Origin of the sequence: Pseudomonas oryzicola (assembly GCF_014269185.2) — a bacterium.
GTDB lineage: Bacteria > Pseudomonadota > Gammaproteobacteria > Pseudomonadales > Pseudomonadaceae > Aquipseudomonas > Aquipseudomonas oryzicola.
Map to the genome: position 1 here is coordinate 1196726 of NZ_JABWRZ020000001.1, position 24694 is coordinate 1221419.

At 64.0% G+C, this 24694-nt stretch carries 23 protein-coding genes; 10 read left to right on the top strand and 13 right to left on the bottom strand.

What is annotated here, in order from left to right:
* The first annotated feature begins 5 nt into the window (after positions 1-5).
* Complete coding sequence (locus HU760_RS05440) at positions 6-707, top strand: lipopolysaccharide kinase InaA family protein (RefSeq protein WP_186675121.1); 702 nt, start codon at positions 6-8, stop codon at positions 705-707.
* Entirely contained in the window at positions 704-937 is a 234-nt protein-coding gene (locus HU760_RS05445; protein WP_186675120.1) for a hypothetical protein, read from the top strand. Before HU760_RS05440 ends, HU760_RS05445 begins: the two co-directional genes overlap by 4 nt.
* 88 nt (positions 938-1025) lie before the next feature.
* On the opposite strand, the gene HU760_RS05450 is transcribed toward HU760_RS05445, so the two are convergent.
* The 7 genes from HU760_RS05450 to HU760_RS05480 form a co-directional block, all read right to left on the bottom strand.
* Positions 1026-4070 (bottom strand): multidrug efflux RND transporter permease subunit, encoded by a 3045-nt coding sequence (locus HU760_RS05450; protein ID WP_186675119.1) that lies wholly within the window; start codon positions 4068-4070, stop codon positions 1026-1028.
* A 12-nt stretch (positions 4071-4082) separates the two neighbouring features.
* Positions 4083-5231, bottom strand: a complete 1149-nt coding sequence (locus HU760_RS05455; protein WP_186675118.1) for an efflux RND transporter periplasmic adaptor subunit — start codon at positions 5229-5231, stop codon at positions 4083-4085.
* A 233-nt stretch (positions 5232-5464) separates the two neighbouring features.
* Positions 5465-6562 carry a DUF1513 domain-containing protein gene (locus tag HU760_RS05460; protein WP_186675117.1) on the bottom strand — a complete coding sequence of 366 codons (1098 nt, stop codon included), beginning with the start codon at positions 6560-6562 and terminating at the stop codon, positions 5465-5467.
* A 2-nt stretch (positions 6563-6564) separates the two neighbouring features.
* Positions 6565-7629 carry an imelysin family protein gene (locus tag HU760_RS05465; RefSeq protein ID WP_186675116.1) on the bottom strand — a complete coding sequence of 355 codons (1065 nt, stop codon included), beginning with the start codon at positions 7627-7629 and terminating at the stop codon, positions 6565-6567.
* A gap of 21 nt (positions 7630-7650) precedes the next feature.
* Complete coding sequence (locus HU760_RS05470; protein WP_186675115.1) at positions 7651-9078, bottom strand: di-heme oxidoreductase family protein; 1428 nt, start codon at positions 9076-9078, stop codon at positions 7651-7653.
* Positions 9079-9322: 244 nt separating this feature from the next.
* Positions 9323-10660 (bottom strand): imelysin family protein, encoded by a 1338-nt coding sequence (locus tag HU760_RS05475; protein ID WP_186675114.1) that lies wholly within the window; start codon positions 10658-10660, stop codon positions 9323-9325.
* A gap of 158 nt (positions 10661-10818) precedes the next feature.
* Positions 10819-12873, bottom strand: a complete 2055-nt coding sequence (locus HU760_RS05480) for a putative bifunctional diguanylate cyclase/phosphodiesterase (protein WP_186675113.1) — start codon at positions 12871-12873, stop codon at positions 10819-10821.
* 232 nt (positions 12874-13105) lie between these two features.
* Between HU760_RS05480 and HU760_RS05485 the strand changes: the two genes are divergently transcribed.
* A complete protein-coding gene (locus HU760_RS05485) occupies positions 13106-13855 on the top strand; it encodes a hydroxypyruvate isomerase family protein (protein WP_186675112.1) in 750 nt (249 codons plus the stop codon).
* A 122-nt stretch (positions 13856-13977) separates the two neighbouring features.
* Here HU760_RS05485 and HU760_RS05490 read toward each other — a convergent pair whose 3' ends face one another.
* Complete coding sequence (locus tag HU760_RS05490) at positions 13978-14574, bottom strand: superoxide dismutase (RefSeq protein ID WP_003255187.1); 597 nt, start codon at positions 14572-14574, stop codon at positions 13978-13980.
* A gap of 237 nt (positions 14575-14811) precedes the next feature.
* Entirely contained in the window at positions 14812-15411 is a 600-nt protein-coding gene (locus HU760_RS05495; protein ID WP_186675111.1) for a LysE/ArgO family amino acid transporter, read from the bottom strand.
* 101 nt (positions 15412-15512) lie between these two features.
* Here HU760_RS05495 and HU760_RS05500 point away from each other — a divergent pair, with 101 nt between their 5' ends.
* The 3 genes from HU760_RS05500 (at position 15513) to HU760_RS05510 (ending at position 18405) form a co-directional block, all read left to right on the top strand.
* Entirely contained in the window at positions 15513-16403 is an 891-nt protein-coding gene (locus HU760_RS05500) for a LysR family transcriptional regulator ArgP (RefSeq protein ID WP_186675110.1), read from the top strand.
* Positions 16404-16452: 49 nt separating this feature from the next.
* Positions 16453-17448, top strand: coding sequence for an NAD-dependent epimerase/dehydratase family protein (locus HU760_RS05505; protein WP_186675109.1), 996 nt, complete (start codon positions 16453-16455; stop codon positions 17446-17448).
* Positions 17449-17535: 87 nt separating this feature from the next.
* Positions 17536-18405 (top strand): ATPase, encoded by an 870-nt coding sequence (locus tag HU760_RS05510; protein ID WP_186675108.1) that lies wholly within the window; start codon positions 17536-17538, stop codon positions 18403-18405.
* A 108-nt stretch (positions 18406-18513) separates the two neighbouring features.
* Here the strand turns inward: HU760_RS05510 and HU760_RS05515 are convergent, their stop codons facing one another.
* Positions 18514-19563 carry an alkene reductase gene (locus tag HU760_RS05515; RefSeq protein WP_186675107.1) on the bottom strand — a complete coding sequence of 350 codons (1050 nt, stop codon included), beginning with the start codon at positions 19561-19563 and terminating at the stop codon, positions 18514-18516.
* A 17-nt stretch (positions 19564-19580) separates the two neighbouring features.
* Positions 19581-19883 carry an ArsR/SmtB family transcription factor gene (locus tag HU760_RS05520; RefSeq protein WP_170032314.1) on the bottom strand — a complete coding sequence of 101 codons (303 nt, stop codon included), beginning with the start codon at positions 19881-19883 and terminating at the stop codon, positions 19581-19583.
* Positions 19884-20033: 150 nt separating this feature from the next.
* On the opposite strand from HU760_RS05520, the gene HU760_RS05525 reads away from it, so the two are divergent.
* Complete coding sequence (locus tag HU760_RS05525) at positions 20034-20609, top strand: acyl carrier protein phosphodiesterase (protein ID WP_186675106.1); 576 nt, start codon at positions 20034-20036, stop codon at positions 20607-20609.
* Between the two features lie 32 nt (positions 20610-20641).
* Here the strand turns inward: HU760_RS05525 and HU760_RS05530 are convergent, their stop codons facing one another.
* A complete protein-coding gene (locus tag HU760_RS05530) occupies positions 20642-21430 on the bottom strand; it encodes a lysophospholipid acyltransferase family protein (RefSeq protein WP_186675105.1) in 789 nt (262 codons plus the stop codon).
* Positions 21430-22185 carry an L-ornithine N(alpha)-acyltransferase gene (olsB, locus tag HU760_RS05535; protein ID WP_186675104.1) on the bottom strand — a complete coding sequence of 252 codons (756 nt, stop codon included), beginning with the start codon at positions 22183-22185 and terminating at the stop codon, positions 21430-21432. Before olsB ends, HU760_RS05530 begins: the two co-directional genes overlap by 1 nt.
* A 156-nt stretch (positions 22186-22341) precedes the next feature.
* Between olsB and HU760_RS05540 the strand changes: the two genes are divergently transcribed.
* The 3 genes from HU760_RS05540 to HU760_RS05550 all read left to right on the top strand — a co-directional run bounded on the left by HU760_RS05540 (position 22342) and on the right by HU760_RS05550 (position 24672).
* Positions 22342-23229, top strand: a complete 888-nt coding sequence (locus HU760_RS05540; RefSeq protein WP_186675103.1) for an acyl-CoA dehydrogenase middle domain-containing protein — start codon at positions 22342-22344, stop codon at positions 23227-23229.
* Positions 23230-23299: 70 nt separating this feature from the next.
* Positions 23300-24379: a serine hydrolase domain-containing protein gene (locus HU760_RS05545; RefSeq protein WP_186675102.1), complete on the top strand. Its 1080-nt coding sequence runs from the start codon at positions 23300-23302 to the stop codon at positions 24377-24379.
* Complete coding sequence (locus tag HU760_RS05550) at positions 24376-24672, top strand: amidase (RefSeq protein WP_186675101.1); 297 nt, start codon at positions 24376-24378, stop codon at positions 24670-24672. The genes HU760_RS05545 and HU760_RS05550 overlap by 4 nt, the downstream gene beginning before the upstream one ends.
* The last annotated feature ends 22 nt before the right edge of the window (positions 24673-24694 follow it).

Here is a 24694-nt window from a genome sequence, read left to right on the forward strand (position 1 = left end):
GTTTGATGGCTGTAGCCCAGAAAGGGGAGTCGCGGTTCGATTTTTACTGGCGCCAGCAAGGCGAGTGGGTCGAGGAGCCAAACCAGCGGCGTGGTGGTGAAAGTGGCGTGCAACGCCTGAACGATGCCGATGGCAAGCTGCTGTATGCCAAACGCCAGGTCGGGCATATCTACCGCAGCTTGCTGCACCCTTTCGGCCGGCCGACCGTATTGCGCGAACTCGATGCGTTGAACAGTTTCGAGCAGTTGGGTGTGCGCGTGCCGCGCATCGTCTTCTGTGGTGCCGAGCGCGATGCCGATCATCAATGGCGTGCGCTGTTGGTAAGTGAAGCACTCGACGGTTTCGTCGAACTCGACACCTGGCATGCCGAAGGTGCCCGTGAGCGTTATCCACAGGTGGTGCATGAGCGCATGCTCAAGGACCTGGCGGACAACCTGGCGCGCATGCACCTGGGCCACTGGCAGCACGGTTGCCTGTATGGCAAGCATGTCTTCGTCAAGGTGATTGGCGAGGGCGAGCAGGCACGGGTCGAGGTCGCGTTGCTGGACCTGGAAAAGTGCCGGCGGCGCATCAGCTGCCAGCGTGCAGCGGGCAATGACCTGCGCCAGCTGCGCCGCCATTCGTCGTTGAACGACGCGGAGTGGCAAACCTTGCTCTATTTTTACCAGATGGCGTTTGGCAGCGCTGTCAAAGGGTTAGAGCAATGAAACTAGAAATTACTCGAGCTTTGTTTCTGGTAGCTGGCCTGGCGGTGACCACCGTGGCGGTGGCTGCATGGGAAGAGCCGAGGCCGACAGTGTTCAGCAAGGCCGAGATGGCCGACCAGTGCGTGTTGCCGCGGGAAGTGAAACCGCAGCAGCAGGCCAAGGTCGCGCCGGATCAGGACCTGCTGTTGTTCCTGTTCGGTATGCGCCAGGGGTTGCGGCCGTTTGGTTGAATCCCGGCAGTAGATAGAAATGCCAGAGGCCCCGCGATTGCGGGGCCTCTGGCATTTGTGTATCTGCCTTGCCCGCGAAGAGGCCGGTTCAGGCAACCGATGGCTCCCTGGCCACCTCCTTGTGCGCCAGCAAGGTGTAGATGCAAGGCAACACGAACAGGGTAAACAGCGTACCGATCGACATGCCGGTGGCAATCACCGTACCTATGTCAAAACGGCTGACTGCTCCCGCCCCGGTCGCCAGAATCAGCGGCACCATGCCAAACACCATCGCCGCCGTGGTCATCAACACCGGCCGCAGGCGAATCGCCGCGGCTTCCTCGATCGCCTCACGTACGCTCAGGCCCATTTCTTCACGCAACTGGTTGGCGAACTCGACGATCAGGATGCCATGCTTGCTGATCAGGCCGATCAGCGTCACCAGCCCGACCTGGGTGTAGATGTTCATGCTCGATACGCCGAGGAACAGCGGCAGCAATGCGCCGCAGATCGACAACGGTACCGTCACCAGAATTACCAGCGGGTCGCGGAAGCTTTCGAATTGCGCCGCCAGCACCAGGAAAATGATCGCCAACGCCAGGCCGAAGGTCACCCACAATGCGCTGCCTTCCTGCACGTACTGGCGAGCTACCCCGGCATAGTCGAAGGCGAAGCCCTCCGGGGCCTCCTCGCGGGCGATACCCTGCACGGTCTGCAGTGCCTCGCCGAGGCTGACCATCGGCACACCCTGGATTATCGCCGAGTTCAGTTGCTGGAACTGGTTGAGCTGGCGCGGGCGGGCGCGATCGCTGAGGGTGATCAGGGTCGACAAGGGCAGCAACTGGCCCTGGTCGTTCTTCACATAGTAGTTGTTCAGCCAGCCGGGGTTGTCGCGGTAAGGCCGTTCGACCTGGGCAATCACCTTGTAGCTGCGACCTTCGAGGGTGAAGCGGTTGATTTCCCCCTCGCCCAGCAAGGTCGCCAGGGTGCCGCCGAGGGTGTCCATCGACACCCCCATCTGCGCCGCCTTGGCGCGGTCGATGTCCACCACTACCTCGGGTTTGTCGAACGCCAGGTCGATGTCTAGGAAGGCGAACTTGCCCGACTCCTGGGCGCGGGCCTTGATGCGCTGGGCAACTTCCAGCAGGGCAGGGTAGTCACCGGCACTATTGATCACGAACTGGAACGGCAGGCCTTCGCCGGTGCCGGGCAGCGATGGCAGGTTGAAACCGAAGATCTGCAGGCCGCCGATTTCCTCGAGCTTGGCTTGCACCAGCGGCAGCAGTTCCATTTGCGTGCGCTCGCGCTCGTTCCACGGTTTCAGCAGGAAGCCACCGATACCGGTCTGCACGCCATTGAAACCATTGATCTGGAACGACGAGTAATACTCGGGGAAGGTCTTGAACAGCGGGGTGAACGTGTCGGTATAGGCGTTGAGGTAATCCAGGTTGGCCGTTTGCGGCGAGCTGCTCATCATGAAGATCACCCCCTGGTCCTCGTTGGGCGCCAGTTCGTTCTGGGTGAACTTCAGCAACACCGGGATCAGGCACAGGATGATCACGGCAAAGACCAGCACGACCGGCCGGCTGTCGAGAGTGGCGTGCAGCAGGCGCTGATAGCGCACCTTGAGGCGCTCGAACAGCACGTCGAGGCGATGCGCCAGGCCGCTGGGGTTCTGTTCCTGGCGCAGCAGCAGCGCGCACATCATCGGCGACAGGGTGAGGGCAACGATACCGGAGATGATCACCGCACCGGCCAAGGTCAGGGCGAACTCCTTGAACAGTGCGCCGGTGAGCCCGGTAAGGAAGCCGATCGGCGCATACACCGCCGCCAGGGTGATGGTCATCGACACCACGGGCATGGCGATTTCGCGGGCACCCTCGAGGGCGGCATCGAACGGCGACTTACCCTCTTCCATGTGCCGGTGGATGTTCTCCACCACGACAATGGCATCATCCACCACCAGGCCGATGGCCAGCACCATGGCCAGCAGGGTCAGCAGGTTGAGCGAGTAGCCCATCATCTGCATGAAAAACAGCACGCCGATCATCGACAGCGGGATGGTCACCACCGGGATCAGCACCGAACGCAGGGCGCCGAGGAACAGGAACACCACCACGATGACGATCAGCACCGCTTCGCCGAGGGTCTTGATCACTTCGTCGATGGAGGCCTGGATGAACAGCGTGGCGTCGTAGGCGATCGATACCTTCAGCGCCGAGGGCAGCTGGCTTTCCAGCTCGGGCATGATGCGCCGTACTTCCTTGATCACGTCCAGCGGGTTGGCCGCCGGGGTGGCCTTGATGCCGATGTACACCGACGGGGTGCCGTCGAATGAGCTGACCGTGTCGTAGTTTTCCGCCCCCATCTCGACCCGCGCCACATCGCCCAGCAGTACGCGGCTGTCACCGCTGGTCTTGACTGGCAGGGCCGCGAAGGCCTCGGCCGACTTCAGCTCGGTGCTGGCGTTGATGCTGGTGACCACATACTCGCCCTTCACCTCGCCGGCGGCGGAGAGGAAGTTGTAGCGGCGCACGGCAGTGGTCACGTCGCTGGTCGACAGGCCGTAGCCTGCCAGTTTCACCGGGTCGAGCCAGATACGCATGGCGAACACCTGGTTGCCGAGGATTTCTGCCTCGGCCATGCCCGGCAGGGTGGCCAGCTTGGGCTGGATGACCCGCGACAGGTAGTCGGTAATCTGCGGGTTGCTCATTTCCTTGCTGTAGAAGCTGATGTACATCAGCGCCGAAGCATCGGCGGCTTCCTTGCTCAGGACCGGATCCTCGGCATCCTGAGGCAGCTTGTTGCGCACCTCGTTGGCCTTGGCCAGCAACTCGGTGAACAGCCGGTCGCTGTCGGCGCCGATGCGCGCGTAGATGGAGATGACCGAGAAGTTCTGCCGGCTCACCGAGGTCATGTAGTCGATGCCTTCGGCGCTGGCCAGGCTTTGCTGCAATGGTTGGGTGATGTAGCCCTGGATGGTTTCGGCGTTGGCACCGGGGTAGGCGGTGGTGACCGTGATCAGGGCGTTTTCCATTTGCGGGTACTGGCGGATCTGCAGCTTGTTCCAGGCCTGGAAGCCCAGCAACAGGATCAGCAGGCTGACCACGCTGGCCAGCACCGGGCGACGGATGAACGGGTCGGTGAATGCCATGCCAGCCTCCTGTCAGTCCTTGCCCGGCGCGCCCGCTACGGGCTTGAGGGCTTTGTCCTCGCCGATGCGGATCGCGGCCCCGGGGGTCAGTTTCAGTTGACCGGCGGTGACCACCTGCTCCCCGGCCTGCAGGCCCTTGCTGACCACCACCACACCGTCACGGCGCTCGCCGGTCTGCACCGTGCGTTGCTCGGCGGTAAGCTGCGGCTGGCCCTTGTCGTCGTTTACCGGCCTGCCGTCCTTGTCCTTCTTCGGCGTCGCGACATACACCGAATTGCCGTACAGGGTGTAGGTGATGGCGCTTTCCGGCACCACCACTCGTGGCTGCGGGTTGGGCAACAGGATCAGCAGGTTGGCGAACATGCCCGGCAACAGCTTGCCGTCCGGGTTGGCCATGGTTGCGCGCACCAGCAGGTTACGCGTGGCCTCGTCGACCTTAGGGTTGATGGCGCTCAGGCTGGCAGGAAAGGTCTGGCCGGGGTACGCGGCCACCTGCACCAGCACCTGCTGGCCTACGCTCAGGCGTGGCAGGGCCTGCTCCGGTACGTTGAAGTCGACGTAGAGGCTGGACAGGTCCTGCAGGGTTGCGATCACGGTGCCAGCGGCCAGGTAGTCGCCGACATCCACCTGACGAATGCCGATGGTGCCGCTGAACGGGGCGCTGATGCTCTTCTTGGTCTTCGATGCCTTGAGTTGATCGACCAGTGCCTGGTTGCGCCGGTACTGCGCTGTGAGGCGGTCGAACTCGCCACGGGAGATGGCCGCGTCACCGACCAGTTGGCTGCCGCGACCGAAATCCACCTTGGCCAGGCCCAGGTCGGCCTGGGCGGTACCGAGCAGGGCGGTTTCCTGGTCGTCATTGAGCTGCAGCAACAGTTGCCCGGCCTTGACCTGCTGGCCGGAGTCGAAGTGCAAGGCCTTGACGATGCCCTCCACCTCCAGGCTCAGCTCCACACCCTGCAGCGCCTTGAGGCTGCCAACGGCGGGCAGGCGCTCTTGCCACGGGCGCTGCTCGGCCAGGGCGGCAGCCACGGTGATGGGGGGGCGTGGGGCAGTGAACAGCTGGATCTGCTGGTAGATCGAGAAGGCTTTGTAGCCCCCCAGGGCCAACACGATCAGCAGAACCACGGCCAACATGATGAGCATGCGGCGGCGCAGCATAGGTCCGTTTCCTTGGATGCAGTTGTTATTCGCTTGGACACGACAACGGGCGTTCCTGCCCACGTGTGGATGGGGGGATTATCGACTGTTTTCTGCAGGAAGGGGAGTGAAATGCCTGTGCTGGCCTCTTCGCGGGCACGCCCGTTCCCACAGGAACCGCGCAATCAGCGGGTTACGCGGCCCCTGTGGGAGCGGGCGTGCCCGCGAAGAGGCCGGTGCAGGCAGCAGAACGATCAGACCAGATGCAGGTGGTTGTCCCAGAAACCGGACGGCAGGTTCAGCGGCTGGCCGACCAGTTCGGCTTTGCGGCAATCATAGAAGCGGCAACGGCCCTGACCGGAGGTGACCACGAAACCGTCCTGTACCGCGCCGACCCCGGCGCAATCGGGCATCGGTGCGTCCAGCCGCACCGCGCCGCTGTCCAGGTCCCAGACGAACAGGCGGTTGGCCCGTGGCGCGGTCAGTGCGACCAGCCGCAATTCGCTGTGGATGGCGACACTGGCGGTGTACTGGGCCATGGCCTGCAACTGCCGCTCCGCTACCGGGAAGGCCCGGAACGGCTCGCCTGGGCGCTTGATCGCCAACAGCTCGGCGGTTTCGTCGGCAGCGCCCATGAATTGCTGGCATGCGGCGATTGTGCCGTCGCTACCCACCGCCAGGTGGCGCACGCTGTTCATCTGCTGGGCCAAGGTTTCCTTGCTCAGCAGGGTGCCGTCGCGCTGCATCAGCACCAGGCTCGGCTCCATGGCGTCGAGGTTCATCTCCACCCGGCTTTCGGCTTCGGTGCGGATACCACCGTTGGCCACCACCAGCGTCTCGCCGTCCGGCAGCCAGGCCAGCTCGTGCGGGCCGATGCCGTGGGTCGGAAGCTCGCCGCTGTGCACCAGGCATTCGCCTTCGAAGCGGTATACGCCGAGGACGCCACGCCCCGGGTCGGTGGTGTCGTTCTCGGTGGCGTACAGCCATTCGCCACTCTTGTGCACCACCGCATGGCCGTAGAAGTGCCGGTTCGGTTGCGCGTGGACAGTCTGCAACAGGCGCCCGTCGCGCAGATCGACCAGGTAGCTTTCGGTACCGGGGCGGCGGGCGACGAACAGGGCGATCGGCAGCTGCGGGTGATGGATGATGGCATGGCAACGCTGGGCGACCTGGGTGCTGAACACCTGGGTGCCGTCCAGGCGGAACCCGACCGCATAGTGCTTGCCATCGCCGTCGTCACGCGCCGACAGCAGCAGCGGTTCGCTGCCTTTGTTGCGGAACAGGCTCCAGCCGCCCAGGGTGAGGGCGCTGAGCAATACGCTACCGAGTTTGAGCGCCTGGCGTCGCAGCATGATCAGTCACCGTCGTTGGCATTGAAGCCCAGCTGGATGTTCAACGCCTTGGCCAGGTCGCCTTCGTGCAGGCGGTGGACGACGTTGAGGCTGTCGTAGATCTGGTTGAGGGTTTGCTGGCCGGCGTCGTCGGCCAGCAGTTCGCCCAGGGTCTTGTGGTTGTCGGCCAGCAGTTTGAGCGCGGTCGCGTAGGCATCGTCGATCTTGGCTGCCAGCGCTTTCTGGTCGCTGGGCAGCAGGCCTCGCAGGCCCTGGTTGTCGACCCCGACCCACACCGCTTCGGCGGCCTTGAGGCTGGCCTGCAGGCTGTTCAGCGAGTTGTGGCTGCGCCAGGCTTCGGCCTGCAGCGGCTGCGGGATGCCTTTGCTCTGGCGGCCCATCGGCGCACCAAGCTTCTTCTTCAGGCTGTCCAGCGCGGTGACCTGGGCACGCAGCAGGTCGGCAATGGCCTCATGGGAGTCGGCGTAGCGCTGGTTGGGGAACTTGGTCATCTGCGAAAGCATGCCGTCGGTGCTGTTCCAGCTCTTGAGGATGTCTTCGGCCAGCGCCTTCTGGTGTTCGCCAATGGCCACCAGCAGCGGGCAGTAGCGGGCCTTCTGCTCGGCCGTGGCGATGTCCGGCTTGCTATCGAACAGGATGTACTCGTAGGCCGAGAGACCACGCACCACGACGCTGGCCTTGCCCAGGGCTGCGGCATCGACCGGAGTCTCGGCGTTGACCAGTTGCTCGACTTGGCGACCGACCAGGTTCTTCTTGTCGGGCCAGAACTGTACCTGCCAGGCGCGGTTGCCTTCGGCCAGCGGGCCGACCAGCAGCGGTTGCAGTTCGGCCCAGGCTTTTTGCGCGTTGAGGAAGTCGGCACGGGCCTTGTCCAGGGTTTCCTTGCCTTCGCAGTAGGCCAGGGCGCTGGCGGCCAGCATGCGGTCGGCTTCGACCCAGCGGCTGTAGGTGGGCAGGATCACCTGCTTGGCGATGGCAGCGGAGGTCACGGCTTGCGGATCCTGCGGTGAGCAGGCGCCGAGGGCGAGTGCGGCGAGGCTGGTGAACAACAGTTTGGGTCGGAACATGCCCGGCTCCTTTGCGCTTTTTTAAAGTGAGTTCAGGAACGCCAGCAGCGCGGCGCGCTGCCCGGCATCGAAAGTGAGGACGAAATTGCGCGCTGCCTCGGCCTCGCCACCGTGCCAGAGTACGGCTTCGAGCAGGTTGCGGGCGCGGCCGTCGTGCAGGAACTGGCTGTGGCCACTGACCGTTTCGCTCAGGCCGATGCCCCATAATGGCGGGGTACGCCAGTCCTGGCCGTTGGCGGCGAATTCGGTGCGTTCATCGGCCAGGCCCGGGCCCATGTCATGCAACAGCAAGTCGCTGTAGGGGCGAATCAGCTGATTGGCCAGCTCGGGCTCGGCGGCATTGGCCGCAGTGGTGAACTGCGGTGTGTGGCAGCCTTGGCAGCCGGCCTGGTAGAACAGGTTCTTGCCTGCCAGTACCTCAGGCGTGCCCACATCGCGGCGCGCTGGCACGGCCAGGTTACGGGTGTAGAAGGTGACCAGGCGCAGAATGTTGTCGCTGACTTCCTTCTCGCCGCCGGCGCCATCGCCGTTGGCTGCGGCCAGGCAATCAGCCTGGGCCGGGGTGCAATCGTCGTTCGGTTGCAGCGCGCTGGTCAGGCCCATGTCGCCGGCAAAGGCGTGCACGTTCTGCTGGTTGACGTTGGGCTGCCCGGCCTTCCAGCCGAAGCGGCCGATCACAGTCTTGCCCTGGGCATCGTCCCATACCCGGTTGGCGCGCCCGCGGATGCCGTCGTGGTTGCGGTCGTCAGGGTCTTCATTGGCCAGCAGGTCGGCTTCGGGAATGGCTTCGAGCAGACCAAGGCCGATCATCGGCGGTGCCACGCGTGCCGAAAAGCGCGTGTCGGGGTGCATCACGCCATAGCCTAGCTGGGTGATCTGCAGGGCCGGCTTGCGCAGCTCGACCTGATAACCATCCTTGAACGCCAGCGTCTGGTGGGTGTAGCTGACCCGTACCTTGCCTTCTGGTGCCACGCCGGGAATGGCCATGTCCTGTAACTGGGTGCCATAGACCGGCTCCGGCACCACGCCGAGGCGCTCGACCACCTTGGCCAGGTACGGCTGGTCGGGGATCGACAGGCGCACCAGCATCGACACTGCGTTGCTGTCGCCCGGCTCTGGCGGGTGGCCGCGACCGTCGCGCACGTGGCAGTTCTGGCAGGCATTGGTGTTGAACAGGGGGCCCAGGCCGTCACGTGCAGTGGTGGTGGACGGCGCGATGACCCAGGGGTTGCGGAAGAAACTGTTGCCCACGGCGAAGTCCAGGCGCCGTTCGGGCGAGAGGTTGGCCGAGGGCAGGGAATAAGCGTTGCGGTCATTGCGCTGCACGGTCGCCTGGCCAGCCGACAATGCTTCGCCGGGCTCGGCCTGGGTGAAACGCGGGGCGTCGTCACAGGCGGCGAGGGCAAAGGCCAGCAGCAGGGGAGAGAGTCGAAACAGCGACGAGGACATCGAGGATCCTGGGCGTGAGCGAAAAACCGGCGTGCAAGCTTAGCAGGCCCAGGATCTTTGAATAAGAGCAATTTGCGTTTGCTTGATGAAATCGTCGCCGCATAAAACAGGTCAGGCCATGTCCAGCTCGAATTGTCGGTTGACCGGGCTGACGATCAGGTTGTCGTTGCCACCATTGCGATTGCCAGGCAAACGAAAACGCCCGGCACAAGGCCGGGCGTCTGGGTGAAGCGCCGTTGGCCGATCAGAACTCGTGATCTGCGGTATCCGGGTTCAGGTTGGCAATGCCCAGCTTGCCGGCGGCCTGTTCGATCGCACCCGTCTGTTTGACCAGGGCGGCGATGGCGTCACGCACGATCTGGTTGCCGGCAGCGTTGTCGGCGGCGATCAGCTGGTCGTAGTGTTCGCCCTTGAGGGCGTGATCGACGATTACCTGGATCTTGGCTTCGGTGGCTTCCAGATCGGCCTTGAGGGTGGCGTCGGTGGCCGGGTCGACCTTGGCCACCAGCGATGACAGGCTCGGGCCGGTCACCTTGCTGCCGTCCGGGCGGGTGTACTCGCCCAGGTAGACGTTACGGATGCCCTTGGCGTCGTAGAAGTGCGAGTAGTGGGTGTTGTCGCTGAAGCAGTCGTGCTCGTCTTCCGGCGAATTGGCTTCCAGCGAAACCTTCATGCGTTCGCCTGCCAGTTCACCCAGCGACAGGCTGCCCATGCCGAACAGCATCTTGCGCAGGCCATCGTTGACTGGCTCGCCTTCCAGCTTGGCGCGGTAGTTGTCGGCGACGTTCGGTGCCCAGTTGCCGACCATCTCTTCCAGGTCCTTGACCAGCAGGTCGGTAACCGCTTTCAGGTAGGCCCGACGGCGGTCGTTGTGGCCGCCGGTGGCACCCTTGCCTTCCAGGTAGTCCGAGGCCGGACGATTGCCCGCGCCCGGGCCGGTGCCGTTCAGGTCCTGGCCCCAGAGCAGGAACTCGATGGCATGGTAGCCGGTGGCGACGTTGGCTTCGGAACCGCCCAGCTCGTTGAGGCTGGCCAGCTTCTCGGGGGTGATCTGTTGGACGTCGATCTTCTCTTCGCCTACCTGGATCTCGGTGTTGGCAATGATGTTGGCGCTGGCCGCCGGGTTGCCCAGGGCGTGCTCGTAGCTCTTGTCGACGTAGTCGATCAGGCCTTCGTCCAGCGGCCAGGCGTTCACCTGGCCTTCCCAGTCGTCGATGATGGTGTTGCCGAAGCGGAAGGCTTCGCTCTGCAGGTACGGTACGCGCGAGGCGACCCAGGCTTCCCGGGCGGCCTTCAGGGTTTCGTCGTTGGGTTTGGCCAGGAACGCGTCGACAGCGCTCTGCAGGGCCTTGGCGGTGCTAAGGGAGTCGCTGTACACGGCGTACACCAGCTCGGCGTAATGCTTGACTACGGCCTTGCCGGCGGCTTCGTCGACAGCCCCGGGCGCTGCAGCGGCGGTGCTGGCGGCAGCCGGTGCCTGGGCTTGCGGCGCGGCGGCCTTGTCGTCCTTGCCTTCACCGCAACCGGCGAGAGCGATGGCGATGGCCAGCAGACTGGCGGAGGCCAGAGGCATTCGAATCATTGTTGGTTTCCTGCGTCGTGTGGTTGGACCAAGGGGGAGACCGTGCGCCGTGGCACGCGAAACTACAACATCATGCGAAAGATTTGCATTTGCTGTAAAGGGGCGGGTATGTAAATTGCGCGAATGTCACTCACGGCCTGCGGATGCCCGGGGTAACTTCAGGACATCGAGACCTGGTTGCGCTGCGCCTGTTTGAGGAAGTTGGTCAGCTCTCGGGCCGACAGCGGTTTGCTGTAGTGATAGCCCTGGCCCTCATGACAACCCTGGGCAACGATATAGGTTTCCTGCTCGGCGGTTTCCACGCCTTCGGCAATCACCTGCATACCCAGGCTTTTGCCCAGCTGGATGATGGCGCGAACGATGGTGGCGTCGTCATCATCGTCCAGCAGGTCCTGAACGAAGCTCTTGTCGATCTTGATCTTGTCCAGCGGCAGCGATTTCAGGTAGCTGAGCGACGAGTAGCCGGTGCCGAAGTCGTCGATGGCAATCAGCGCCCCGGAGCGGCGCAGGCTCAGCAGGTGCTGCGCGGCGGTGCTGATGTCTTCCATCAGGCCGGTTTCGGTCACCTCCAGCTCCAGGCTGCGCGGGGGCAGGCGGTAGGCCTGCAGCAGGTTGTTGACCACCCGCGGCAGTTCGTTGTGGTGCAGTTGCACGGTGGACAGGTTGACCGCCATGCGCAGGTCACTGAAGCCCATGTCATGCCATTCGCGCAATTGCCGGCAGGCCTGGTCGAGCACCCATTCGCCAATGCCGATGATGCTGCCATTCTGTTCGGCCAGGGGAATGAACTGGTCTGGTGGCACCATGCCCAGCTCCGGGTGCTGCCAGCGCAGCAGTGCCTCGACACCGACCACCCGGTGGTCGCGGTAGCTGATCTGTGGTTGGTACACCAGATATAGCTGGTTGCGCGGCAGCGCTTCGCGAAGGTCCTTTTCCAGCTCGCGGCGTCGGCGCATCTCGCTGTCGACGCTGGCGATGTAGAACTGGTAGCGGTTACGCGAACGGGCCTTGGCCAGGGTCATGGTCTGTTCGGCTTTCTGCAGCAGCTTTTCGGTGCTGTCGCCGTCTTCGGGGAACAGGGTGATGCCGATGGTGGCGCGCAGGCGGATCTGCTGATGGTGGTCGAGGTCGAACGGTACTTCCAGGTCATCGAGGATGCTTTGCGCCAGTTCGGCCGCCTCGTAGGGTTGCTCGATGTTGGCCTGCACCAGGGCGAACTGGTCGCCGCCCAGCCGCGCCAGGGCACCCAGGCGGCCACTGTGGGCGCGCAGGCGGTCAGCCAGGGCCAGCAGCAGTTGGTCGCCGACCTGGTAGCTGAACTGCTCGTTGATACCCTTGAAATCATCCAGGCCCACACACAGCACTGCCACACGGTGTTGCAGACGGCCGCCGTCGACAAGGATCTTGTCCAGTTGCTGCTGCAACTGCTGGCGGTTGGGCAAGCCCGTGAGGAAATCGTACTGGGCCATGCGTTGCAGGCTGTTTTCTGCCTCGTGGCGCAAGTGGGTGTTGCGCTCGATCGAGGCCAGCAACTGGTTGGCGGTATTCACCCACAGGCCCAGTTCGTTCTTTTCGTGGCCCTTGAGCAGCGGCAACTGGTGCTGACTGGGGCGGTCGGGGTTGATCTGGGTGAGGTGCTCGATGAGCTTCGACAGTGGCTTGGTCAGCAGCCAGTGGTAGACAAGGTACAGCACCAGGCCCATGGCCAGGGCCCGCAGCACGCCGGAGATGAAGATGATCACGGCGTTGATCAGGAAGTCCTTGCCATAGGACGAGGTGTCGAGGGTGATGCTGAGGTCACCGTAGTATTCGCTGTAGGGGCCGCGGCCGACCAGTTGCGTGGTGTAGGTGCGTTCCTGGCCGAGGATCAGGTCGGTCAGCCAGCGCATGGCCATGTCCTGCAGCGGGCGGGACTTTTCGGCCAGCATGGTTTCGTTGGGGTGGCCGATGGAAGCCATGCGCACCGACTCATCCTGGAACAGGCCTTCCATTACCTGCATACCCATTTCGCGGTCGAGGCTGTACACCGCCTGGGTCGAAGGGTCGCGGAACATGTCGAGGATGCGCTGGGCATCGTTGTTCACGGACTGGCGGGTCTTGTAGGTGTCATAGATGATTTGCGCACAGCTGAGCACGACGCCGACCGCCAGCGCCGACAGCAACACGACCCTGAGCAACTTGACCGACAAGCTGTTCCGCAATTCCAGCTTCAATGGGGTTTCCTTAATCCATGCGCATGGCATCATTTTGCCATCAACGATGACGATACACTACCGGCCGATCATGAGCAGTGTATCGGTTGCCCGACCCCGCAACTTGAATGCGCTGTATCAATCTTCCAGAGGTTTGATGTTAGCGTGGTATGCGGGCTGAGCAAGCGTTTTGCGGGTGGCGCGACTCAGCCTTTGAATCAACGAACGTTTTTTCCAGGATGGATGTGTACGCATGCTCAAGTTCAATGCTCACCTTGGCTTCCAGTTCAACGAACTGCCTTTTCTGCAGCGTGTCGAAGCCGCCGCTGCTGCTGGATTTCGCGCGGTAGAATTCCCCTCGCCCTACGAGTTCGATGCGAGCCTGCTGGCTGATCAACTGGCGCAGCATGCTTTGCCATTGGTCCAGTTTGCTGCACCGGCTGGCGTTGCCAAGGGCCTCGCTGCGGTGGCGGGCAAGGAAGCCGAGTTCCGTGACGGGTTGCGGCAGGCGGTCAGCTATGCCCGCACATTGGCGTGTACGGATGTACACCTGATGTCCGGCATAACCCATGATGAGGACGCCGGCAAAGTGTACGCGAGCAACCTGGACTATGCCGTGAAGTACTTCGAGGACCAGGGGCTGCGGCCGTTGATCGAGGTGATCTGCGCGCAGGAAATGCCCGGATACTACATGGCCGACTTCAGCAAGGCACAGCAGGTGCTGGAGGCGCATGCGAGTGTCGGGCTGATCTTTGATCTTTACCATGCGCAGGTGCTGACCGGGAATGCTGCCGATATGCTGGAGCAGTTCTTTGCGCGGACGGTGCATGTGCAGGTAGCCGATTGTCCGGGGCGGCATCAGCCGGGGACAGGGCAGATGGACATTGCCGGGTTGTTCACGATGCTGGACCAGCGCGGCTATGCGGGGTGGGTCGGGTGTGAATACCGGCCTGCGGGGGCTACTGCGGATAGCCTTGGCTGGCTTGATCAGTACGTGTCATGACAGCCCTGCGCGCCGAGCCCCTGCCAACGCCCTGAAAAAAAACCGATGCCAGGGAGACTGGCATCGGTGTCTGGCAAGAGGCCCGGCGCAGATGCCGGGCTTCTCGCTCAAGGCTGGATGATTCAGGCCTTGAAGGTCTTGCCTTCGAACTGTTCGGCAACGAAGGCCCAGTTGACCAGGTTCCAGAATGCCTCGACGTACTTGGGGCGCAGATTGCGGTAGTCGATGTAGTAGGCGTGTTCCCAGACGTCGCAGGTCAGCAGCGGGGTGTCGCCGCTGGTCAGCGGGCAGCCGGCGCCGATGGTGCTGGCCAGGGCCAGGGAACCGTCAGCCTTCTTCACCAGCCAGCCCCAGCCGGAACCGAAGGTGCCAACCGAAGTCTTGGTGAACTCTTCCTTGAACTTGTCGAAGGAGCCGAAAGCGGCATTGATGGCGTCAGCCAGGGCACCGGTCGGCTGGCCGCCACCGTTTGGCGACAGGCAGTTCCAGTAGAAGGTGTGGTTCCAGACTTGAGCGGCGTTGTTGAAGATGCCGCCCGAAGAGCTCTTGACGATCTCTTCCAGGGTCTTGCCTTCGAATTCGGTGCCTGGGACCAGGTTGTTCAGGTTCACGACATAGGTGTTGTGGTGCTTGTCGTGGTGATACTCCAGGGTTTCCTTGGAGATGTGCGGCTGCAGGGCATCGTGGGCGTACGGCAGCGGCGGCAATTCAAAAGCCATGGTGGATCTCCTGATTCAGGTCTGTTTGCGGTTTGCGCAAGGCCGATCACGGGCGGCCCGATCAGCGTCAGCGAGATTGTACTCTTTGCGACGCAAGGGCTGGATCATAGCACCGGGCCCGGCGCATAACCACGCAACAAAGATAGGGAATAGAGGTTCCAGAGCGGTTGGCGGGTGCTGACCGGCGGTGGTCGTTTCCAGGCTGGCAGCCCTGCGCGGGGCCCTGTAGCGGCAGGGTCAATCGAAGATCAACTGCGCCGCCACCGCGAACATCATGACGGCGACCATCAGGTCGAGCATGCGCCAGGTCGCTGGCCGTGCCAGCCACGGCGCCAGCCAGGCCGCGCCGACCGCCAGGGTCGAGAACCACACCAGCGAGGCGCTGGCAGCCCCGGCCACATAGGCGCCAGGCGCGGTCTGCTGGGCTCCCAGCGAGCCGATCAGCAACACCGTGTCGAGATACACATGCGGGTTCAACAGGGTCACCGCCAAGGCGCTGAGCAGTACCGCGCGGCGTGAACGCGTGCCCTGGCCCTGCTGGTGCTGCAGGCTCTGCCTGGAACAGGCGCTGCGCAACGCCTTGGCGCCATACCAGACCAGGAATACCGCGCCGCCCCAGCGGGCGACCGCCAGCAAGGTCGGATTGTGCGCCAGCACGGTTGCCAGGCCGAACACCCCGGCAGCCACCAGGATCGCATCACACAGGACGCACAGCGCCGCCACCGGCAGGTGATGCTCACGGCGCAGGCTCTGGGCGAGGACGAAGGCGTTCTGGGCACCGATGGCCATGATCAGGCCGAAAGCCACCAGCATGCCGTTGAGATAGCTTTGCCACATGGGCCCGCTCTCCATGTATGTCGAGAAAAGATGCTGGCAATTGTGTGGAAACGGGCTGTATAAGAAAAACAAATAAAGCTGATCCGCCATTAGGAAAATCGATGTTCGACTACAAACTGCTGGCCGCCCTCGCGGCGGTGATCGAACAGGGTGGTTTCGAGCGCGCGGCGCAGGTGCTGGGTTTGTCGCAGTCGGCCATATCGCAGCGCATCAAGCTGCTCGAGGCACGGGTCGGCCAACCGGTGCTGGTGCGGGCCACGCCGCCGAGCCCGACCGAGGTCGGCCGCCAGTTGCTCAACCATGTACAACAGGTGCGCCTGCTCGAGCGTGACCTGCAGCGCCAGGTGCCGGCGCTGGACGAGGAGGGCATGCCGGAGCGCCTGCGCATTGCCCTCAACGCCGACAGCCTGGCCACCTGGTGGGCGGCAGCGGTGGGCAACTTTTGTGCGCAGCACAAGCTGCTGACCGACTTCGTCGTGGAAGACCAGGAGGTCGGCCTCAAACGCATGCGCGCCGGCGAAGTGGCGGCCTGCCTGTGCAGTAGCGAGCGGCCGGTGGCTGGCGCGCGTAGCCTGCCGCTGGGGGCCATGCGCTATCGGGCGCTGGCCAGCCCCGGGTTCATGGCGCAGCATTTCCCGCAGGGTTTTGCCGCCAGCCGCCTGGCCCGTACCCCGGCGATCGTCTATGGCCCGGACGACTTCCTGCAGCACCGCTACCTGGCATCGCTGGGCATCGAAGGCGGTTTCCTGCACCACCTGTGCCCGTCCTCGGAAGGCTTCCTGCGTATGACCGAAGCCGGCCTGGGCTGGGGCCTGGTGCCCGAACTGCAGGCCCGGGAGCAGCTCGCGACCGGGCAGTTGGTGGAAATCTGCCGCGATACTCCCATCGATGTGCCGTTGTACTGGCATCATTGGCGCAACGGCGGGCAACTGCTCACGCAACTGACCGAGCACCTGCGCCACTGCGCAAGGCAATGGCTGGTGCCCTTGTAGCCACGGCTGGCGTCAGTTGCATCTGAAATCTGGCAAGACGGAGTCTTACATGCGAATTCTGGTCACCGGCGCGAGCGGCTTCATTGGCGGGCGCTTTGCGCGCTTTGCCCTGGAGCAAGGCCTGGACGTGCGGGTCAGCGGCCGCCGCGCGGAAGGGGTCGAGCACCTGGTCAAGCGCGGCGCCCAGTTCATCCCCGGCGACCTGGGCGATGCCGAGCTCGCTCGCCGCCTGTGCCAGGGGGTCGAGGCCGTGGTGCACTGTGCTGGCGCGGTGGGCAATTGGGGGCGTTATCAGGACTTCTATCAAGGCAACGTGGTAGTCACCGAGAACGTGGTCGAGGGCTGCTTGAAGGAGCACGTAAGACGTCTGGTGCACCTGTCCTCGCCGTCGATCTATTTCACTGGCCGCTCGCGCCTGGGCATTCGTGAAGATCAGGTGCCACGTCGCCTCCATGACCACTACGGGCAGACCAAGTACCTGGCCGAGCAGAAGGTGTTCGGCGCCCAGGAGTTCGGCCTCGAGGTGTTGGCGCTGCGTCCTCGTTTCGTCACCGGGGCTGGCGATGCGAGTATCTTCCCGCGGTTGCTGCAGATGCAGCGCAAGGGCCGCATGGCGATCATCGGCAACGGCCTGAACAAGGTCGATTTCACCAGCGTGCACAACCTCAACGAGGCGCTGCTCAGCGCCCTGTTCGCTGACGAGCGGGCGCTGGGCCAGGCCTACAACATCAGCAACGGTCAGCCATTGCCGCTATGGGACGTGGTCAACTATGTGATGCGTAAGATGCAGCTGCCGCAGGTCACTCGCTACCGTTCCTACGGCCTGGCCTACAGCCTGGCGGCGCTGAACGAGGCGGCTTGCCTGCTATGGCCGGGGCGCCCGCAACCGACCCTGTCACGCCTGGGGATGCAGGTGATGAGCCGCGATTTCACCCTGGATATCAGCCGCGCCCGGCAATACCTGGACTACCAGCCCAAGGTCAGCGTGTGGACGGCGCTGGACGAATTCTGTGCCTGGTGGCAGCACCTGCCGCCAGGGCAATGAAGCCGCCGGGCCGACGACGGTCATCAACGCGCCGCGCGGGCGGTTTATACTCGTGCCTCTTTGCGACTACCGCGGTTGAATGTATCCATGCGTAACCATGCCCACGATGACTACGATGAAGTGCCTGGCTTGCGGGCCGGCACCCATGACGATGACGAACTGATGCCGGCGCACGTGGTGCGCAGCCGTCAGAAAGCCGCCCGCGGGGCCAGTACGGCACCGCTGTGGGCATTGCTCGGCGCCTCGTTCATCGCCTTGGCGGGCCTCGGCTGGTGGAGCTTCCAGCAGATTTCCCTGATGGAGCAGCAGCTGGTGGCAACCCAGGAGAGCTTTGCCCGCATCAGCGAGGAAGCGGCCGGGCGCCTGCAGGCCATCAGCGGCAAGGTGGCGGCCAGCGAGTCGGGTGCCATGACCAATAGCGAGGCGCTGAAGCTGCAACTGCGCCAGTTGCAGCAGGGGATGGCCGGACAGACCGGTGACCTGGGCAAGCGCCTGGAGCAGGTGCTGGCGGATACCCGTGAACAGCAGAAGGCTGTGACCGAGCTGCAAGGCCAACTGCAGGCGCAATTGAAGCAGGTGAACGGCGAGTTGGCCGCGTTGCGCTCGGGCCAGGTCGATGGGGGCAAGCTGGATACCCAGCTCAAGGGCCTGAACGAGCAGGTTGCGGCACTGAAGGCCGCGCAGGCCGACGGTGGCAAGCTTGATGGCCAGCTCAAGAGCCTGAGCAGCGAGGTGGCAGCGCTGAAGAAGCAAGGTAACCCGAGCGCGGCTATCCAGGATTTGGAGCAGGACATCCTGGTGCTCAAGAGCCAGATCGACAATCGCCCGGCTGCGGCGGCCTCCAGTGGGGCTTCGGTGCAGGAGTTCGATGCCTTCCGGGCGCAGACGACCCGCAACCTGAATACCTTGCAGAGCCAGATCCAGAACCTGCAGCAGCAGATCAACGCCCGGCCCTGAAATCACCTGAGTCTTCTTCGCGGGCTCGCCCGCTCCCACAGGAACAGCACAATCTTCAAGCTTGTCGCCGTACCTGTGGGAGCGGGCGAGCCCACGAATAGCCCTCAATCACAACCGTGGATAGTCGATGTATCCCACCGGGCCCTTGCCATAGAAGGTCTCCGGCCGGGCCTCGTTCAACGGTGCGTCTGCCGCCAGCCGCGCCGGCAGGTCGGGGTTGGCGATGAACGGCACGCCGAACGCCACCGCATCCGCCTTGCCACTGGCCAGGGCCGCATTGGCACTGGCCTTGTCGAACCGCTCGTTGACGATGTACGGGCCGCCGAACGCTTGCTTGATCAATGGGCCAATGCTGTCGTCGGCTTCCCGTTCCCGTGAGCAGATGAAAGCAATGCCCCGCTTGCCCAGCTCCCGGGCCACATAGGTAAAGGTTTTGGCGCGGTCGGCATCGCCCATGTCATGGGCATCGGCACGCGGCGCCAGGTGCACGCCAACACGGCTCGCCCCCCACACCTCGATGGCCGCATCGGTCACCTCCAGCAGCAGGCGCGCACGATTTTCCAGCGAGCCGCCGTAACGGTCGGTGCGCTGGTTGGTACTGCTTTGCAGGAACTGGTCGAGCAGGTAGCCGTTGGCACCGTGGATCTCCACGCCATCGAAGCCGGCTGCCTTGGCATTCTCGGCACCGCTGCGGTAGGCCTCGACGATATCGGCGATTTCTTCGGTCTCCAGCGCCCGCGGGGTGGGGTAGTCACTGAGCGGGCGAACCAGGCTCACATGGCCCTTGGGCTGGATTGCGCTGGGGGCTACGGGCAGTTCGCCGTTCAGGTAGCTGGGATGGGAGATGCGGCCAACGTGCCACAGCTGCAGGAAGATGCGCCCGCCCGCAGCGTGCACGGCTTTGGTTACATTGTTCCAGCCCCGCACCTGCTCATCGTTCCAGATGCCAGGGGTATCCGGGTAGCCGACGCCCATCGGGCTGACCGAGGTCGCCTCGCTGAGGATCAGCCCGGCACTGGCGCGCTGTACGTAGTATTCGGCCATCAGTGCATTGGGCACGCGGCCTTCATCGGCGCGGCAGCGGGTGAGTGGGGCCATGATGATGCGGTTGGGCAATTGCAGGTCGCCCAGGGTGATTGGATCGAAAAGCGTGGTCATGACGGTTACCTGCCTGTTCAGAGTGCTTGGCGCAATTGTTCGAGAAACGCCTGGATGGTGGTTTCGTTGCGTTTGAAAAAGTGCCACTGGCCAATCTTCTGGCTGCTGACCAGCCCGGCGCGTTGCAGGGTGGCCAGGTGGGCGGAAACGGTCGACTGCGACAGGCCGCAGCGTTGGTCGATCTGCCCGGCGCAGACACCGTTCTCGGTGCTGTGGTACTGGTCCGGGAACTGCGTTGCCGGGTCTTTCAGCCAACCGAGGATTTCTCGCCTGACCGGGTGGGCCAGCGCTTTTATGATTTCGTCGAGATCGAGAGGCATGGGTTGAGGCTCGTGGTAGCGGTATATCGCGATAGGACGAAATGTAAATCGTGAAATGCCGATATACAAATACCAAGAGGTTCTGAGCTGAGTGCGAATCGCTATATCGCGTTATAACGATACAGCGGCGGACGGTGCTAGACTGCGGCCATGAACTACCTCGCACACCTGCACCTGGGCGGCCCGGCGCCGCAACAACTGCTTGGCAGCCTGTATGGCGACTTCGTCAAAGGCTCGCTGGAAGGGCGCTTTCCGCCAACGCTGGAGGCGGCCATCAGGCTACATCGCCGTATCGACAGCTATACCGACCAGCATCCGTTGGTACTGGCGGCACTGGCACGCTTTCCACGGGAGCGGCGGCGCTTTGCCGGCATCGTTCTGGATGTGTTCTTCGATCATTGCCTGGCCCGGCATTGGCAGGATTATGCCGAGCAGCCGCTGGCGCAGTTCACCGAGGCGTTTTATCGGGTGCTGCTGGCGGAACCCGAACTGCCCGGGCGGCTGGCGCGGATTGCGCCATTCATGGCGGCGGATGACTGGCTCGGTGCATATGGTGATTTCGCCACGCTGGAACAGGTGTTCAACGGCATTGCCCGAAGGCTGTCGCGGCCGGAGGGGATGGTTGGGGTGATGGATGAGCTGGCGCGGCTGTATGAGCCGTTGCTGGCGGATTTTCGCGAATTCTATCCACAGTTGCAGGCGTTCGCGGCGTTGGGGCGCACCTAAGACACTTAGAGCAGTCCGGAAAAAGCAGCAGCTCAGGCTGCCCGCGCCTGCCGCCGAGTCCCCACTTCAACTTCTGCAGCCCCGAACAACGCCAGCTGAATGGCCTGTTGCGCCTGCAACGCCAGCACCGCCCGCTCCTTGCCTACGCTGCCGATCGGCTGCAACAGGTGGATGCACACTTCACTTCGCGGCTGGGAGAACAGGCGCAGCAGATGCGACACCAGGTCATCCTCACCGATGAAGGGCGCAATCGGGTCGATCTGGCCGTTGCGCAAGTACTGGATGGCCACCGGTTGTACTGCCACACCACGGTCGATGGCGCCTGCCAGCAGGCGGCCATGGAAGGTGCGCAGGGTTCGTCCGCTGGTGGTGGTGCCTTCGGGGAAGATCAGCAGCGGGCGGGCCAGGCCCAGTTGCCCGGCGATCTGTTCGCGCAGGCGCTGGCTGTCACCACCACCTCGGCGGATGAACAGCGTGCCGGCCTTTTCCGCCAGCCAGCCGGCCACCGGCCAGTGGCGCACTTCGGCCTTGGACAGGAACGACAGTGGCAGCAGCATGCCGAGCAAAGGGATGTCGGTCCACGACACATGGTTGCTGACCCACAGCATTGGCCGCTGCGGCAGCTCGCCGAGCACCCGCACGTCGAACGGCAGCGCCGCGACCAGGCGTTTCATGAACAGGCAGGTCCAGCGCTGGCGGCGCTCTATCGATGGCTTGAAGCCCAAGCGTTCGCCCAAGGTGATCGCACTGGCCAGCAGCATGCCCAGCAGCAGTACCAGCAGCAGTCGTGTCAGGCGGGCCAGTACCCGCAGCTTCGGCATCAGACCGCCGCCTTGAAGTGGCGGGCATAGCGCGGGCATAGCTCGTCGCGCTTCAGCAGGATGAACACGTCGGCCACCTGGAAGTCTTCGTCCCAGCACGGCTCGCCGCAAATCTTCGCGCCCAGGCGCATGTAAGCCTTGAGCAGGGGCGGCATTTCGGCAATGACGTTGCTCGGCAGGGCCAGCTTGGGCAGCGGGTTTTTCGGTTCGGCGCGCAGATGCTCGGTGCACAGGTAGCGATCGCGCAGGCGCTGCATCACTGCATGGGCCTGTACTCCGCCGTCCTGCATGGGGATGCTGGCGCAGCCCATCAGGTAGCTGTAGCGGCCTTCATTGAGAATCTCCGCCAGTTCGCTCCAGAGCACGGCGATGGTGCCACCGTTGCGGTAATCAGGGGCCACGCAGGTGCGGCCCAGTTCCAGGATCGGCCCCTGCAACTGCAACAGGCCATGCAGGCTGAATTCTTCTTCGCTGTAGAACCGGCCCAGGCTGCTGGCGGCCTGGTGGTCCAGCAGGCGCGTGGTGGCAACCAGTTCGCCGGTACTCAGGTCGCGTACGCCAATGTGCCGGCAATGCACGTCATAGTCATCCATGTCCAGGCCGTGCTCGGCTCCTTTGAGCCTGGCTTTGAATTCGGCGCTGAACACCTTGTAGCGCAGGGCCTGGGCCTCTTGCAGGGCCGCGGCGCCAACCAGGCGTTCGGCTTGCAGACGGCGTTCGGTGCTGTTGTCGCCAGCGTGAGCGATCCGAGTCATTACGAGTCTCCATAAGCCAGCCATGAAAGGTTGCGGCCGGTCGGCTTTGTTGTGCAAAGTCAGCCTAGGTAGACGCGGTGTCACCCCTGTGAAGCTTTGGTGATGCTTGCGTGACATCCCGTGCGTTACCCGAAAGCCCTAGCAAGGAGCCGCTCCATGGCCTGGTTGCAACGACTCAATGACCCGCTTCGCCAAGCGCTGACGGGCACCCTTGGCGAAACCTATGCCGCGCTGCTCGAGCGCCTTGGTCCGGTTGCCCCGTTCGAGCTGGCGGTACTTGGCGGGCGGGCGATGGCCACGCCGGGGCTGGCGTTTCTGGTTGGCTACCAGGCCGCCCTGCGCGTGCTGTGGCCTAGTGCTCCGCCCAGCCTCGGTGCCCTGTGCGCCAGCGAGCGGCGTAGCGTGCGGCCGGCGGACATGCGTACACGCCTGGACGGCCTGCGCCTGACCGGCAGCAAAGACTTCGTCACTGCCGGCCTGGAGGCGGAGTGGCTGTTGGTGGCGGCGCGCAGCGAGGCGACGGGCGCGGCACCGCAGTTGAACCTGGCGGTGGTTTACCCCGGCGAACCAGGGGTGACGCTGGAAGCGCTGCCGACCCTGCCACTGATGCCGGAGGTGGGCCATGGGCGATTGGTGCTGCAGCACGCGGCGTGCGAGCTGCTGGCGGGGGATGGCTGGGATGCCTATGTAAAACCGTTCCGCTCGCTGGAGGACCTGTATGTGCTCACGGCCCTGACGGCCTGGCTGTATGGCGTGGGCCAGGCGTGTGCCTGGCCGCAGGCCTTGCGCCTGCAGTTGCTCGGGCTGCTGGCCGGTTGTGCCGAGGGCAGCCGGCAGTGCGCCGATACGGTCGGTTGCCATTTGTTGCTGGGTGGGTTGTTTGCCCAGTTCCAGGCGCTACGGGGGGGAATCGATGCGGCGTTGGCAGCTGGGCCGGCGCATTGGGCAGAGATCTGGCAGCGCGACCAGGGCGTGATGGCGCTGGCGGCAGCGGCGCGAGAGAAGCGGCTGAACAAGGCGTGGGCGGCCGCGGGATTGTCATGAATGCCTGTCAGGCTTGCGTGAACCGATGAACCCTGGGGCGGCAAGGCAGCCCCGAAAAAAGGCCATCCCGATGAAGGCATTGTTCGTCATTCTGGCAGTGGTCACGGGGTGTGCTTGGGCCGAGGACTGGGCGCAACCCGACTGGCCGACCGATAACGTCAATCTCGACTGGCAGGCTGTCGACGCCTACGCCTTCCCTACCCGCACTACTCCGGAACGCACGGGCATTCGCACCGACGCCCTGCTGATCATCCGCGACGGCCGTATCCTTCACGAACGCTACACGGCACCCACCACCGCAGCCACTGCCCACCTCACCTGGTCGGTCAGCAAAAGCGTGCTGGCCACGCTGCTGGGCGTGGCACAGGGCCAGGGGCGCTTCCAGTTGCACGACCCGGTCAGCCGTTTTTATCCACTCATGCGCACCCACCCCGGCGTGCGCATGGCCGACCTGCTGCACTGGGCCAGCGGCCTGGACTGGCAGGAAGACTACGAATACGCCCCGCTCAAATCCTCGGTAGTGGCCATGCTCTATACCCGCGGCCGCGGGGACATGGCGGCGTATACGGCGGCGCGAGCTACGGCAGCCGAACCAGGCCGGCGGTTTCTCTATTCCAGTGGCGACAGCAACCTGCTGGCCGCCGCGCTACGCGGCATGCTCGGCGCCGATCAGTACCCTGACTACCCTTGGCACGCGCTGTTCACTCCGTTGGGCATCACCAGCGCGGTATGGGAGCGTGACCGGGCCGGTACCTATATAGGCTCTTCCTACCTGTACCTTACGGCGCGCGACCTGGCACGCATCGGCCTGCTGATGCAGCGCGACGGGCGCTGGCAGGGTCGGCAGTTGCTGCCCGAAGCCTGGGTGGCCTTCAACCGCACGCCGTTTGCCCATGCCGACGCCGTGGCGGACGAGGCCAACCCCGGCGGCCACTGGTGGCTCAACCAGCCGTTGGCCGGTGCGGCAAGGCCCTGGCCACATGCGCCTGCAGACACCTATGCGGCCCTTGGTCACTGGGGCCAGGCGCTGTACGTGCTACCCACGCAAAAGCTGGTGATCGTGCGTTATGCCGATGACCGCGACGGCAGTTACCGGCACGATGAACTGCTCAAGCGGGTGCTGGCGGTGCTGGCCGGGGAGGGGGCATGAAGCGGGTCGTGCTGCTGGTAGTGCTGGGCCTGTCGTACTGGGCCTGGCACGAGCGCCAGGCCCTGGCAGACTTCCCCGACATCCTGGCGGCCTACTCGGCCAAGGAGTATTGCTCGTGTCGCTTCGTCATGGGTTTCGAGCCGGGGTATTGCCAAGGCTACGTGAAACAATGGCTGGCACTGAGCCTGCTGGAGGAAGACAGCCAGCAGCGGCTGGTGACCGCCGAAGGCCTGGGGCAGCGCCACCAGGCCGCCTGGCAAGGCCCGCGCGAGGGCTGCCGCTTGCTGCCGTGAAGGCGGGCGGGTAAGGTTGGCG